At 41.5% G+C, this 14,312-nt stretch carries 10 protein-coding genes and 1 riboswitch; of the genes, 4 read left to right on the forward strand and 6 right to left on the reverse strand.

The features are described from left to right. Positions 1-75 precede the first annotated feature (75 nt). Complete coding sequence (locus tag ACH784_RS20695; RefSeq protein WP_404395625.1) at positions 76-1,458, forward strand: Na+/H+ antiporter NhaC family protein; 1,383 nt, start codon at positions 76-78, stop codon at positions 1,456-1,458. Positions 1,459-1,516: 58 nt separating this feature from the next. Here the strand turns inward: ACH784_RS20695 and gbpA are convergent, their stop codons facing one another. Together gbpA and ACH784_RS20705 are read right to left on the reverse strand one after the other, a co-directional pair. Continuing rightward, the gene (gene gbpA, locus ACH784_RS20700; protein WP_404395626.1) at positions 1,517-2,962 is read right to left on the reverse strand and encodes an N-acetylglucosamine-binding protein GbpA; all 1,446 of its coding nucleotides are present in this window, start codon (positions 2,960-2,962) and stop codon (positions 1,517-1,519) included. A gap of 70 nt (positions 2,963-3,032) precedes the next feature. Then, positions 3,033-3,119: riboswitch (cyclic di-GMP riboswitch) on the reverse strand. 200 nt (positions 3,120-3,319) lie between these two features. Beyond that, positions 3,320-3,835 (reverse strand): RNA methyltransferase, encoded by a 516-nt coding sequence (locus tag ACH784_RS20705; RefSeq protein ID WP_404395628.1) that lies wholly within the window; start codon positions 3,833-3,835, stop codon positions 3,320-3,322. A gap of 257 nt (positions 3,836-4,092) precedes the next feature. Here ACH784_RS20705 and ACH784_RS20710 point away from each other — a divergent pair, with 257 nt between their 5' ends. The 3 genes from ACH784_RS20710 (at position 4,093) to ACH784_RS20720 (ending at position 6,123) form a co-directional block, all read left to right on the forward strand. After that, a complete protein-coding gene (locus tag ACH784_RS20710; protein ID WP_404395630.1) occupies positions 4,093-4,296 on the forward strand; it encodes a hypothetical protein in 204 nt (67 codons plus the stop codon). Positions 4,297-4,392: 96 nt separating this feature from the next. Next, complete coding sequence (locus tag ACH784_RS20715; protein WP_404395632.1) at positions 4,393-4,866, forward strand: NYN domain-containing protein; 474 nt, start codon at positions 4,393-4,395, stop codon at positions 4,864-4,866. 306 nt (positions 4,867-5,172) lie between these two features. After that, positions 5,173-6,123 carry a hypothetical protein gene (locus ACH784_RS20720; RefSeq protein ID WP_404395634.1) on the forward strand — a complete coding sequence of 317 codons (951 nt, stop codon included), beginning with the start codon at positions 5,173-5,175 and terminating at the stop codon, positions 6,121-6,123. Between the two features lie 361 nt (positions 6,124-6,484). On the opposite strand, the gene ACH784_RS20725 is transcribed toward ACH784_RS20720, so the two are convergent. The 4 genes from ACH784_RS20725 to ACH784_RS20740 all read right to left on the reverse strand — a co-directional run bounded on the left by ACH784_RS20725 (position 6,485) and on the right by ACH784_RS20740 (position 14,297). Then, positions 6,485-7,732, reverse strand: a complete 1,248-nt coding sequence (locus tag ACH784_RS20725) for a glutamate-5-semialdehyde dehydrogenase (RefSeq protein ID WP_404395635.1) — start codon at positions 7,730-7,732, stop codon at positions 6,485-6,487. Continuing rightward, on the reverse strand, positions 7,729-8,829 hold the full coding sequence (proB, locus tag ACH784_RS20730) for a glutamate 5-kinase (protein WP_404395637.1): 1,101 nt from the start codon (positions 8,827-8,829) through the stop codon (positions 7,729-7,731). The genes ACH784_RS20725 and proB overlap by 4 nt, the downstream gene beginning before the upstream one ends. A gap of 587 nt (positions 8,830-9,416) precedes the next feature. Next, positions 9,417-10,916, reverse strand: coding sequence for a tryptophan halogenase family protein (locus ACH784_RS20735; protein ID WP_404395639.1), 1,500 nt, complete (start codon positions 10,914-10,916; stop codon positions 9,417-9,419). 588 nt (positions 10,917-11,504) lie between these two features. Continuing rightward, complete coding sequence (locus ACH784_RS20740; protein ID WP_404395641.1) at positions 11,505-14,297, reverse strand: TonB-dependent receptor; 2,793 nt, start codon at positions 14,295-14,297, stop codon at positions 11,505-11,507. Positions 14,298-14,312 lie beyond the last annotated feature (15 nt).

The following is a 14,312-nucleotide window of genomic DNA, read 5'->3' on the forward strand; positions in this document are numbered from 1 at the left end:
CCAATATTAAGCAGATCTGCGCTTACCTAGTGTGGGCGTTTATTGTTATTTGTTTTATTAATTTGGGGATTTCTGATGGCTGAGCCTAGTGCGATAAGCATAATTCCTCCTGTCGTCGTTTTGACGCTCGCAATTGTTTTACGTCGTCCAATTTTAGCGCTGGTAATTGGTGCATTAGTGGGTCTGGCATTTGTTGATATAAGCAGTGTGTTAAGTAACTTTGCTGCTGCCTCTTTAAAAGTCATGGCTGATGAAACCATAGGTTGGCTAATTCTGGTTTGTGGTAGCTTTGGTGCGCTCATCGCATTATTAGTCCATGCTGGTGGCGCTTTGGCATTTGGTCAAACGACAATGAAATTTGCAAAAGGGCCAAAGACATCACTGCTTATGACCTACTTTCTTGGTGTGATCATTTTTATCGATGACTACTTAAACGCGCTCACTGTGGGCGAAACCATGCGCAGAGTGACCGATAAATTTAAAATCTCTCGCGAAATGCTCGCTTATGTGGTCGATTCGACAGCTGCACCTATCTGCGTATTGGTGCCATTATCAACGTGGGCGGTATTCTTTGGTGGGCTACTCGTCGACAATGGCATTGCCGGTGAAGGGCAGGGCATAAGTACTTACATTCAAGCGATCCCTTATATGCTTTATGCATGGGTCGCGGTACTAATTGTGCCATTGGTGATTTTTGGTGTGATCCCATTATTTGGGCCAATGAAAAAAGCGAAAATGGCTGCACAAGCTGGGCAACCAGCACTCGAACAAGTTGATTTAGATGAAGTACAAACGCCTGACAACTATGCATCAAAAGCCATAGAGCAGGAGTTTGAACAAGCTGAACAACAAGGCAAGTTATATAACTTCTTAGTGCCATTGGCTCTGCTTGTGGCATTCACTGTGTATTTTGACATTGATATTTGGAAGGGCTTATTGGCGACTTTAGCGGTAACTATTCCATTCTTTTTAGTGCAAAAGTTGATGCCTTTAGCGGATTTACTTGAACAGATGATCAATGGTTTTAAATGTATGTTGCCAGCCATTGGTACTGTTATAGCGGCCTTTATCTTTAAAGATGTGTGCGATCTGTTATTGTTACCCCAATACGTGATTAATTCATTAAGCCCTTATATGACAGCGCAATTGCTACCTGCCATGGTGTTTTTGTCTATGGCTATTTTGGCGTTTGCCACTGGCTCAAGCTGGGGTATTTTCGCAGTAACGATCCCGATTGTAATGCCGTTAGCGGTGGCGGTTGATGCAAACATACCTCTGGTTATAGGCGCGTTACTTTCGGCGTCATCATTTGGAAGCCAAGCGTGTTTTTACTCAGACTCAACGGTACTTGCAGCTCAAGGCTCAGGCTGTAACTTGGTAAGTCATGCGGTAACTCAATTACCTTATGCATTGATTGCTGCCGTGATAGCCTTTGCTGGGTTTTTAGCACTGGCTTAGTACAAGTTGAGATGAAAAAGAGCCTCATTATTGAGGCTCACTTTATCAGGTTAATAAGTTAAAGCTCAGTCCAAGCCATGTTCCAATATAAGCCTACACCTGGTTCATATTGGTTAGAGCCTTTAGAGTATTGCACGCAATAGCCATTATAAGGCCATGGCTTACACTGGTATAACTTGCCATTTTTCGGTTGGAATACCACTGTGCCTGCCACATATTGACTTAAACCCTCAGGAAAGTTGAAATCAGCATGTCCTGGGTGACCTGTATCTGGTGGTGTCGTATCGCCCTCATTAACTAAATTCAAATGGAAGCCTTGTTGCTTGCTGCTACCATTCTCTGCTTGAGTGATCACTGTTAAATTATAGTGTCCTGCTTTCGCCTCTGGGTACACTAAATTGAATTGATGATTACCGGCTTCAACTTGCTGAGTCAGTTTCGCGACCGTATTGTATTTATGGTTTAGCGTCACCTCGACACTTGCTGGCATATCGACACTGTAGTTAAACTCAAATTGCACTTGGTTATCGACAATTTGGTAGTGGTGCTCAATCCCTGTAATGTCGACTTTAGCTGCTGGAGGCGGTGCTTTCACATAGCTAATTTCTACTCGCTCGATACCAGCGCCTGATTGAGCGTAGACTTCATTTTTACCCGCAGTTGGAATGATATTACCTTCTTCATTTAAAAGGCCTGCTTGCAACCAAGATTGGCTCTTATTGATGTGCTCAGCCAGTTGTTTTGGCCAGTTTGTGGCTAAGCCTTGTTGCTCTGATTCAATTTTTAACTCGGTCGCTAATGAGTTGATCTCACCCGTTGCACTGAATACGCGAGCAATGACTTTATCACCCACACTCAAGTCGTGGGTTTCATTGATGTCACCTACATCAAGCCATTCAACGTCAGACTGATCACCGTTATCTATGATCACGTCCATGACGTTATAGAAACTCATCGGCGTATCACCCACATCCCACACACCAAGAATGACATGGTAGCCCGCTCTATCTGCTGGCACATTACATAAATGTGTTAACACCTTTGGAGGCTGTCTGTAATTGCCCTCGTAACTACAAAAAGGCACAGCTTCAAACTGATCTCTGGTTAATGGGCTATTCGGATCCCAATCTGTTTTTGTCACAAAATAGCGCCAATCTTTACTCGAGTGAGCTGCGGTGAAAGTCCAAGTGAACTCATTGACACCTGACTTTATTGGACGCTTAGTCCAACGGCTAATTGTTTGCGCATTGAGTGGTGAAAATGCTGCTAAACCGCCACTGGCAATATGACCATCCATAGGACCACTTTGCGGGTAACGATCACGACCTTCAATACTTTGTGGTTCATAGACTACATTGCCACATTGTTGGTTTTCACCCATTCGGCACAGAAGACCACGAGATTCTGGTTTACTGATATAACCATGTGCAGAAGCAACATGAGGAAGTGCTGAGATAACACCAGCTACAATTGGAGATAAAATTGCTAACTTATTAATTTTCATAATATTCCATTCTGAAAATTAGGGTTGTTGACTCTGCCGCGTTAAAAATACAGGTAGACAGACACCTGTATTTTGCAACCCCGCTGTCGTAGCCTAAAAAGGCCTTAGATCGGTGGCTTTGCGTCCCACTTTTTCAAATGGTTTGCCAATTACCCAGATTGAAATTAAAGGTATTCCTTTTGTAAATAGTGTGTACCTACAAAAGGTTCGGAGAGAATATTGAACTAGATGATCGAACTCAAGCTTACATATGATGTACAAATGCTAAAAATACAATGCATTTGTACCTAATTTGTTACACTTGCATCCTGAAAAAGGATTGGGTTTCAGTTGGTTTGTCTCTTATTAAGCCATTAACTAACTTTTAAACTTCAAGCGATTATTATTATCTCGTGAGTCTAATATTTGCTGTTTATTAAACTGTTGGGTGTTTTTTGCTGCGCGGTCATATAAAAGCACATTAACTGTGGCGGCTAAGTTCATACACCCAGTGGTTGGCATATAAACTACCGCACTGGCTTTATCGACAACCTCTTGTGGCAAACTGCCATCTTCTGGGCCAAAAATATAGAGTGCCTGCTCTGGGTGCTCAAATAAAGGCAGTGGCGTTGCCCCCTCAACGAGTTCAACACAGACAATGGGAATGTCTTTACTAACGGCTTGAGTTAAATCTTCAACTTGCGTCAGTGGAATTTTTTCACTGACATTTTTAGTATCGGTTTGATGCTTTGCAGCTATGGCATAACGTCTACCAGAAAAAAACACCTCATTGGCTTCATAGCAGCCTGCAGCACGCATAATACCGCCGACATTCGTTGGAGATTTAGGGTTAAATAAGCCGATGGCGCAGTAAGATGAATGTTGATCTTTCATAATGACACTAAATTGATGACTAAAACCGGCGCAGTATAAACCTTTCTAAAACTATTTGCTCTAACTTAACCTGAGCTTTGATTAAAGCTAATAAGCTGCATAATGTGATTGAATCATTAATTATGAATACTCAATAGCACTAAATTACTTAAACTTACCTCATTTTATAATTACTTGTTCTTATTAGAGTGTTTACTTAAGCTGTCTTTTTTCATTACACTTTTTTAGCCAATAATGGCTTTAAAAGGATATTGATTATGAAACTGAACAAAAAGAAATTGAAAAACTTAACGTCTGAAAAAGTACTCGCACACGCTGCAACACCTAATGTTACCGGTGGTAATGCATCTAATACGCCTGATTGTGTGCCAACAAATCGCCAAGACTGTCAAACTGGTGCTATCTCTTGCTGGAACGGCGGCGATTGCGCTTTCACAAACCGCTACTATTTATGTGATTAATCTTTAGCGTGACGAGACCTACCAGTTAGGTCTCTTTTGGTTTTATCTAGGCAAGTTTTTGGTTAGCATGGGGTTTTAAATTGCTCTGAGCGCCAAATGAAAAAAATTGCTGTTTTTGTCGATGTGCAAAACATTTACTACACCACACGAGATGCGTTTTCACGCCAACTCAATTACCGAAAAGTTTGGCAGTTTTTATCTGAGCAAGGCGATATTACCCTCGCAAACGCCTACGCCATAGCCCCAAACGATGACTCACAACACAAGTTTCAAAAGGCCCTCAAACACATAGGTTTTAATGTAAAGCTCAAACCTTTTATCCAGCGCAAAGACGGCTCAGCGAAAGGCGATTGGGATGTGGGGATCACCATAGATATACTTGAACATGCGCCAGATGTAGATGTGATCTGTTTACTATCGGGCGACGGTGATTTTGATTTACTGATGCAAAAAGTGGCAGCTAAACACGGCATCGAAACATGGGCAATTGGGGTTGAGCAACTTACAGCGAATTCATTGATTAATAGCTCAAGTCGATTTATCGCAATTGAACAGCCTTGGTTGTTGTAATTCGAAGTAAAAGGAATAAGCCCATTATTTGAGCAAGCAGTGAAAACGATGTGAACGCATGGGTTCAATCAAGCGGCCATTCAAGCATAAATAAAACAGTAATTGATTACGGTGTTTTAGTTGCAATAGTTATCTATATCACTGATAGATGTAATACTATTGAAATTGTTCTCAAGGCTAGAAATGCCTTGTTATAAAGTTTGCTTTGTTAATCTTGTGTTTTTTTGGTTTTGCTTTTGTTTCTTTATTGTTGACAAAATTGGTTTGGTTGTTAGTATTCCGCCTGTTTTTTAATAAGGAATAATGATGAAAAAACTAAAAATGACAACAATCAGTGCAGTAATCATTCCTGCATTAAGCTTTGCCTCTTTATCTGCGGAGGCTTCAATTTGCCCAACAAAACCAGTTATACAAGATGGCTGTACATTCCCGGCTGATAACCCAGTTGAAAAAGTTTTCCGAGCGGCAGCAAAACCATTTAGAAGCCTCTGGAAAGACCAGTGCAACACACATGATGTAAATTATCAAATTTTGGGGAAAACTAAGCAGTCGAGTGATAGTAAGCTTTATGAAGATATGCGTAGAAGGTGCGATAGTAAGTTTAATAAATACTTATTAGCACCTGCAAATCAAGTCTGTAGAGCCGCTGCTTATTCAGTATATGTTGCTTTAAAAAATACTGACTCTTCGCAATATTACAAACCAAGACAAAGAGACAGACAGCGTCATACAAATGAATATGTAAGAACGATAAGTAATGGGTTTGGGCATTGTGATATGACGCCTGAATATGCAGGCTTTTATGATCCTTCATTGCTTTCGTACATTAACTCGCGTTTCCAAAGCTTAGCGGGAAGAAAGCCAACAGCTTATGAAAGGTTTGAATTGCTTAACCTTTACAGTGTTGATAGCTCTTTGAATACTTGGAAAAGTCGCGTTTCTTCTGAGATTAATAACAATTTGAAATTTAATTCAGGACCAGAAGTCAGAGTTGTCAGTAGAAACAATCCAGAGACATTCAAGCAAGATGCTAGTTCATCCCTAAGAGCGAGAAGTTATCAATGGGATCTAAATATAGGTAATAGTAATAGTAGTGTGTTTTCTAAGACTTATATGAACATGTATGATGCGACTCATAGAATTAGCGGTACTTTAAAAGTTACTGATAGTAATGGTAATAAAGATGTAAAAATTATAAATACTACTTTCCGTTCTAAAGGGTTATGTGCACCGAACGAAAATCTTCATTGTTTATAAAGATTTTTATTTTTTAATAGCTTATCACTAGGGACTTTCATTAAAAGTCCCTTCTTTATTTTAGACTTGATTCCAATTCAGTACGATAGTTTACTTTTCCTCAAATATAATCACTATCTTTGTTTAACAGTTTCCGTTGGTTACATTGGCTGGTAGGCAAGATTTTATATCGCGCAAAAAAAGCGCGGGGTAAACCCGCGCCTACAAAAGAGTTTTATGTCATTCAGCTTATATTGTTTTTATTCGCTATCAAAACCCGACATAAAGTCGGTGCTACCGGATTTGGTTTAGCTATCGAGGCGATATTATTTTCGCAAACTCGCAAACTCGCAAACTCGCAAACTCGCAAACTCGCAAACTCTTAATCTCTCACCTGACCTGTGCCATTCACTAAGTACTTTTCAGTAGTTAATGACTCTAAGCCCATTGGGCCGTAGGCATGTAGCTTAGTAGTTGCGATACCAATTTCGGCGCCAAGACCCAATTGGCCGCCGTCGCTGAAGCGTGATGACGCATTCACCATAACCACAGATGCATCGACACTGCGTTGGAACAGCGTGGCTGTTTCTTGGTTTTTAGTACAGATCACCTCAGTGTGATGACTACCAAATTGGTCGATATGGTCGATTGCACCTGCAAAGTCATCGACAATACGAATGGCAATCTCTAGTGCTAAATACTCTTCACCAAATTCGTCATCGTTTAGTACAGTGACGTCGTCAAAGTATTCTGCAGCGCGTTTACAGGCATTCACTTTCACATTGGCAGCCCGCAAAATTGGGGCCACTTGGTTTAAGAACTTATCGGCGATGTCTTTATGAACCACCAAGCCTTCTAGGGCATTACATACGCCAGTACGCTGAGCTTTACCGTTTAGTAGTAGGGCTTCTGCGACGTTTAAATCTGCGTCTTTATCAACATATAAATGACACACGCCTTTAAAATGCTGGATGACAGGTACGGTACTGTTTTCAGTCACAAAGTTGATAAGCCCTTCACCACCGCGTGGAATAATTAGGTCGATGTACTCTTTTTGCTGCATCAACTCCATCATTAAAGCGCGATCTGGATCTGGCACCACAGTAATAAGCGCTTCTGGTAGATTAAACTCAGCTAAAATCTTATGCATAACCTTGGCAATGGCCATTGAGCTGGCGAGTGCTTCTTTACCGCCACGTAAAATCACGCCATTACCTGATTTAAAGCACAGTGCGCCCGCATCGGCTGTGACATTTGGGCGTGCTTCATAAATCATACATACCACGCCTAGGGGAATGCGCATTTTATTGATTTCGATGCCATTTGGTCGAGTGCCCATGCTGCGCGTTTTCCCTACCGGATCGTCTAACGACACGATGGTTTCGATACCTTGCGCCATGTCTTCAATGCGTGCGGGAGTAAGCGTAAGGCGATCAATCATGGCTGGGCTTAAATCATTTTGTTTGGCATTGGCTAAATCTTCTTGGTTTGCACTAAGAATATGATCTGTTTCTGCACGCAGTGCATTAGCCATCGCTTGAAGCACTTGGTTTTTCTGCTCTGTTGTTAGTAATGCCAATACTTTTGCCGCTTTCGCCGCTTGTTTTGATAAATTTGTAATTAAGCTCATGATTGTTTTCTCTCCAGCACAGCAATGTCGTTTTTCGAAATAATAGGGCCAATACTATTTTGCATTTGGCTAGTATTTATACCATCGGTATTTTGTGTAATAAAGTTCAATAAGCAGCTGCTGTAATTACTGCTTGCTTTAGCCAAACGCTCCCCTTTGGTGTTTTTGATCAGCACTGTTTCACCTGCTGAGAATTCACCTTCTACAGAGAGGATCTCTTCACAATTGAGCTCCTCACTGTTGTTTAACCCTTCACACTCAACAACAAGCTCACCATGTTCAGCTGCTGTGTGTGTCATCCAGTGTTGGGCTTCTTCCATTGGATTTTTAAATGGCGTGAATAAAGTGCCCGGGTTGTCGCCATCGAGTAGTGCGTTAAAAGTACTTTCATCAAACCCGTTGATGATATAAGTCGCGATACCATGTGATGTGGCTTTTTCAGCCGCTTCAAGCTTAGTGCGCATACCGCCAGTACCTACGGCGCTATTTGGACCGCCTGTCATCTCATAAATCGCCGAGGTAATGGTATTTACCTCTTTAATGAGCTTTGCGTCTGGGTTTGTCTTTGGATTCTGGTCATATAAACCGTCAACATCGGAGCAAATAATTAAAGTATCAGCATCTGCCGCAGCGGCGACCATTGCCGATAAGTTATCGTTATCACCCACTTTTAAGTGCTCGGTTGTTACTGCATCGTTTTCATTGATAATTGGCAAAATGCCTTCATTTAATAAACTAAACAATGTTTGACGAATACTTTCATAACGTTCTTTGTCACGTAAATCTGCGTGTGTCATCAGAAGTTGCGCTGATGGAAAATCAAAAAAGCGATCCCACGTTGACATCATCTCCATTTGACCTGCTGCAGCCATGGCTTTTTTGATTGCGATATTACTGCGGTCAGGGTTTTTAAAATGATGCGCACCAGCGGCAACAGATCCCGATGAAACCAATAAAACTTCAACACCTTGAGCGCGAGCTCTAACAATAAACTGAGCGATATTAAGCAGGTAACGTGCTTTACAGCCATCTTGTTGTGGCGCTATCAAGGCGCTACCAACTTTTATAACCAATCTTTTTGTGTTTGTTAAACTCATTTTCTGCAAGTTCCTCTTTTCCTACCGGCGCAATAGGGTTGTATAGCTAAGACGTGAGAACACTGTGTAGAGCAAAGCGCAGATGTGCAGATATGCAAATTCGAGGAAGCTGATAAGCTTTTCTCAAACGTGAAGACCCAGTGCAAATGCACGACTTAGATCATATTAATAATTAAAAAATTTGATTGTGATCCTCGCAGTAGCAAGGTATCGAACCGTTCTCGGCAGGCGAACCATGGTTTGGTTGAGCCGAAAAGGTCATGTCGCAATGAATAATTGCGTAACGGACTTTTTGACAAGCGACTAACTTTTTTGAGTAACTTTTAAAGCTAAATTAGTTAGTGCTCAAAGAATTTGTGCTAAAAAGACTACTGGTTTTAGGCGCTTATAGCAAGTGCTGTAATGAAAATTTAACAGTTAAAAGATGGGTGTAAATAGTTAAGTTTATATTTTTCAGTGTTTTAGCGTAATTATCTATTTTATTTATAGTCCCAATAAATAGTTTTAATACTAACTATTTTATGGGTTTCGGTAGGGTATTTGTTTATCAGGTACGAATTTTCAACCCATACCTGATAGTAGATTAATTAAATGAGTGTAGATAAAAAGTCTTGGTGAGTTGGCATGGTTTCGACAGTCTTATCTACCAACGTGCGCAGGCTATTCATCATATCTTCAATTTGTTCATTACTTAACCCATCAACAAGCGGGTGAGTATCAGCAGGGGTAATGCCTTGCCCGAGCATCACTTGTTGCCAAGCGATTTCAGTGAATAAGTCGTTCGGCTCGCAATGTACTTTACCTGTTTGTTTGAACAGCTCAATTTTAGTATTCAGTGTATCGGGAACATCCATTTGCTGACATTGTCGCCAAAACGCATTGTCGCTGCGTGCGTTTAACTTGTAGTGCAAAATAATAAAGTCTCGAATGCCTTCTACTTCGGTCTTACACAAGCGGTTAAATTCGTCCACTAGGGTTTGGCTAATGCCATTATGTGGGAAGAACTTGAGTAAGCGTGTAGCTACGCTTTGCACGAGGTGAATGTTGGTTGATTCTAATGGCTCTAAAAAGCCACTTGATAGGCCAATGCTGATGACGTTTTTGTTCCAGACCTTTCTGCGACGGCCCGTTCTAAATTTAATAACTCTTGGTTCGCTTAGTGGTTTGCCTGGTAGATTTCCTAGAAGCGTTTTTTTGGCTTCGTTGTCACTCATGTGTTTTGAACTGTAAACCAAGCCATTACCCGTTCTATGTTGTAACGGAATTTGCCATTGCCAGCCAACATGGTGGGCGATAGAGCGCGTATAAGGCACAAGCGTTTCGGCGTTTTCACTCGGGACTGCCATAGCGCGATCGCACGGTAACCAATGTGACCAATCTTCATAGCCTGTACTGAGTGCCTTTTCGATGAGTAGGGCGTGCATGCCAGTACAGTCGATAAATAAGTCGCCATTGAGTTGCGTATTGTCATCGAGTAACAGGCTCTCTATAAAGCCCGTTTCATGGTTTTGATTTACTTGTTTTACTGTGCCGATGACATGTTTAACCCCTTGCTGCTTACCGTGTTCAGTTAAAAACTTGGCGTATAATCCCGCATCAAAATGATAGGCGTAGGCAATGCCTGGCAGGTTGGTGTTGGGGATATTTTTTAACTTTTGGAATTTGTTGTGTTTAGCAGCTTGGTAGTTAAGTGAGTAATCCCAATACGTTAGGTTATCGACTTGTGTGTTGTTATTTTGTTGTTTTAGCCAAAAGTGATGAAAATCACAGAATGGGAAGTTTTTACCTATACTACCAAAGGCATGCATATAGTTATGCTCAGGCTTGAGCCAATTCTCAAATTGAATACCGAGCTTAATGGTTGCTTTTGAAGCCTGCATAAAGGCGTGTTCATTGACACCAATGGCTTGATTAAAATGCAAAATCGGCGGGATGGTTGCTTCTCCTACACCAACAGTGGCGATGTCGTTTGATTCGAGCAAAGTGACATTGATGCTTTTTCCTAACACTTTTGCAAGGAGATTTGCGGTCATCCAGCCCGCGGTGCCACCACCAACAATGACAACATGGTTAATTTTATTTTGCATAATTTACCCTGTATAGCACGTTAATAAGCTGCGCTTTAGACCCGATTTAAAGTCGGTGCTACCGTGCTTAGTTTCACTTAATGAGCTGATTCTAATAGTTTAAACTGTTTAGCTATTTAAACCCGACAAAAAGTCGGTGCTACCGTGCTTAGTTTTACTTAATGAGCTGATTCTAATAGTTTAAACTGTTTAGCTATTTAAACCCGACTAAAAGTCGGTGCTACCGTGCTTAGTTTCACTTAATGAGCTGATTCTAATAGTTTAAACGGTTTAGCTATTTAAACCCGACATAAAGTCGGTGCTACCGTGTTTAGCAGTAGCTAATGAGTCGATTTTAAGAGTTTAAACTGTTTAGTTATTTAAACCCGACATAAAGTCGGTGCTACCGTGCTTAGTTTCACTTAATGAGCTGATTCTAATCGTTTAAACTGTCTAGCTATTTAAACCCGACATAAAGTCGATGCTACCAAGTTTTGGCTCAGTTGATAGATGGTATTCTTTTCGTCATCTCTCAAAAATCCGTATAAAAAAGCCCTTGGATTTTCATCGCAAGGGCTATCATAACTAACTTAGCTTTATCACGCTCGTTTAGAACTTATATGCGAAGCCTAACGAGTAGTTACGGCCGTAATCTTGGTAATCACGTACCTGTAACGCATTGTCACCACTTAGTGTTGTGAATGGCTCTTCAGTCAGGTTGTAACCTTGTAAGAATACAGATAGACCTTCAAGTTCTCTATAACCCGCTTCACCAAAGTCGTAACCAATTTGCGCATCCCAAATTGTTTCACCCATGATGTCTACTTGTGTTGCTGTGTAACCGATACCGTTTACGTCGCCCTTAAAGTCATCACGTTTACGCATGCTTGCACGTGCAGAGAAACCGTTGTTTTCGTAGTAGAAAGTAAATGTTGAAATACTTTCTGATAGACCTGGGATCTTGTACTCAGCACCTTCTGGGTTGTTAAGATCAGATTCTACGCCAGTGTAGCTTGCGATTAGACCAAAACCGTCTAATGACTCAGAGAAAACATTTAGCGGTAATGTACCTGATAGCTCATAACCCCAAAGTGTTCCTTCTCCACCATTGACTTTACCACTACCAGTTCCATTTGGGTTTGGCGGAACTTCACGTGATATAGGATCTACAACGCCTGTCATATCAACCGCATATTGACCGTCGAAGTGCCAGTTAGTGATGTCTTTATGGAATAGTGCAACTGCAAAGTAACCTTCGCTGCTGAAGTAGTTTTCGTAAGTTAAATCTAAACCAAACGCTTCTTTAGGCTCAAGTCTAGGGTTACCACCACCAATTGACCAGTTGTTGCCGTTTGAATCAGGCTGCTGGTTGTATGTTGCGCTGAAAGACGCATTCATTTCGTCAAGACGTGCACGAGAGATGGTTTTCGCTGCACCGAAACGTACTGATTGGTCATCAGATAGCTTTAACGTTAAGTTTAAGCTAGGTAATAAATGGTTATAGTCGTGGCTGATGTTTGTTGGTGAAGTCTTAACTTCGCCATCAACGGTATTAAATGCATTACCTTTAGATGATTGCTCAGAGCGCACATAACGCAGACCTGCATTACCTGTTAGAGGCATATTTGCAACTTCTGTGTCGATGTCAGCTTTAACATATAAAGACGTTACTTTTTCACGTACTGACCAAGACTTAGTCGCGTGAGAAGAATTCGTTAAGCTTTCTTGCAGGCCATAGTAATAACCGTCGCGAACTAGACCGTTTACGTCGTAAGCAACCATGTTGCCCATACCGATGAAGTCTAGATCGGCAGTACCTAAACGGTATTGCTCAGGAACAACCATCATGCCTGTGTTATTTGGATAGCTAAAGCTAGAAAGCGTTAAGAAATAACCTTCAGATAGCTTCGCTTTTTCGCGGTCACGGTATGAAATACCCGCTGATACTGAAGAAATAATGTTGCTGTCGATAGCTTGTGTAGCTGCAAACTTCAGTGATTTAAGTTCATCTTCAACTTCTGGTGTATTGATGAAGCCATCTTGAAGCTGGTTTTCGAAATCAGTACCCGTTACATAAAATGCATCGTTTAGTGCACCACTCCAACCCCAGCTTAATGGGCCACCTAATTGAATTAGGTTGTAGTCAGCATAGTCTAGGTTGTGATTGAACTTCGCGCCCGTGTTACCGCCGTCAAGTGTGTAGCTTAATGTGTCAGCTTCACCTCGAGCATCACCACGGCCAGTACCTGCATAGCTTTCAATACCGACGATTTTCTTTTCAACTTTTGAGTAGCTCACATCAAAGTCTAAACGAAGATCAGCGTTTACATCCCATTTGGTATTGAAACCTAATGACTTCATCTCAGCGTCACGTTCGTTGTAGTCGTTACGAACAACAACGCGCTGGCCTTCAGTTGTACCTGCTGTGATAAAGCCAGAAGCTTCATCTAAATTCTGTGCAGAAAGTTTGCCTTGACCCCATGCGAAAGGAATTTCGATACCACGAAGAATTTGCTTATCAAGGAAGTCTACATAAAGTGCATCAAATGTCATACGCACGTCATCACGAGGTGCCGCTTCTAGTACGAACATCATTGAATCACGCTCAAGCTCCGAAGAGCGAACGTATGGTTTTGCACCACCTAAAATAGAGAATTGTTTGCCATCAGCTTCAAACTCAGGGTAGCCCCATGCGTTCCAGCGTTTCTCTTGGTTTGGCGAGCTCATGGTGTTAAGTGCAAATGCCACACCGATTGTGTCATCAGCGAATTTGTCTAGGTAGAAGAAAGTTGCTTTATGGCCTTTGTCTTCACCGTCTGGGTTTAATTTGTCGAAACTGGTTTTTTCGATTACACCATTAACTTGGATAATACGATCGTCTTGATCTAATGGCTTAATTGTTTGTAGGTTTACAGTACCTGCAATGCCTTCACCTTCGATGCTTGCATCTGGTGTTTTATAAACGGTTACACCGCTCATGATTTCTGAAGGGTAAAGGTCGAATTCAGCGCCACGGTTGTCGCTGATTGAAACTTGTTCACGGCCATTTAATGTTGTGCCGCTTTCATTTTCACCAAAACCACGGATTGAGATTTTACTTGCGCGGCCATCTAAACGCTGTGTAGCAAGACCTGGCAGGCGAGATAAAGATTCTGCAATTGAAGAATCAGGTAGTTTACCGATGTCTTCAGCTGAGATTGTTTCAACAACGCTTGATGAGAAACGTTTTGCGTTGATTGATTCAACTAGAGAGCGGCGGAAGCCTTTTACTTCGATAACTTCAACGTCTTTTTGTGCTTTTTGCTCTGCATCTTGTGCAACTGCAAACATTGGTGCACTCATCGCAGCAAAGCCGCTTGCTAAAAGTGCCAAAGTCATTTTGCTTGGTTTTAGTTTTTGCATTTGTTTTATCCCCGT

Origin of the sequence: Pseudoalteromonas phenolica, assembly GCF_044788725.1 — a bacterium.
In the GTDB taxonomy this organism is placed as follows: Bacteria; Pseudomonadota; Gammaproteobacteria; order Enterobacterales; family Alteromonadaceae; genus Pseudoalteromonas; species Pseudoalteromonas phenolica_C.

Coding starts and splice junctions, on each gene's coding strand:
- ACH784_RS20715 (WP_404395632.1), top strand. CDS start 4,393: ATGAAAAAAATTGCTGTTTTTGTCGATGTGCAAAACATTTACTACACC.
- gbpA (WP_404395626.1), bottom strand. CDS start 2,962: ATGAAAATTAATAAGTTAGCAATTTTATCTCCAATTGTAGCTGGTGTT.
- ACH784_RS20705 (WP_404395628.1), bottom strand. CDS start 3,835: ATGAAAGATCAACATTCATCTTACTGCGCCATCGGCTTATTTAACCCT.
- proB (WP_404395637.1), bottom strand. CDS start 8,829: ATGAGTTTAACAAACACAAAAAGATTGGTTATAAAAGTTGGTAGCGCC.
- ACH784_RS20695 (WP_404395625.1), top strand. CDS start 76: ATGGCTGAGCCTAGTGCGATAAGCATAATTCCTCCTGTCGTCGTTTTG.
- ACH784_RS20735 (WP_404395639.1), bottom strand. CDS start 10,916: ATGCAAAATAAAATTAACCATGTTGTCATTGTTGGTGGTGGCACCGCG.
- ACH784_RS20710 (WP_404395630.1), top strand. CDS start 4,093: ATGAAACTGAACAAAAAGAAATTGAAAAACTTAACGTCTGAAAAAGTA.
- ACH784_RS20725 (WP_404395635.1), bottom strand. CDS start 7,732: ATGAGCTTAATTACAAATTTATCAAAACAAGCGGCGAAAGCGGCAAAA.
- ACH784_RS20740 (WP_404395641.1), bottom strand. CDS start 14,297: ATGCAAAAACTAAAACCAAGCAAAATGACTTTGGCACTTTTAGCAAGC.
- ACH784_RS20720 (WP_404395634.1), top strand. CDS start 5,173: ATGAAAAAACTAAAAATGACAACAATCAGTGCAGTAATCATTCCTGCA.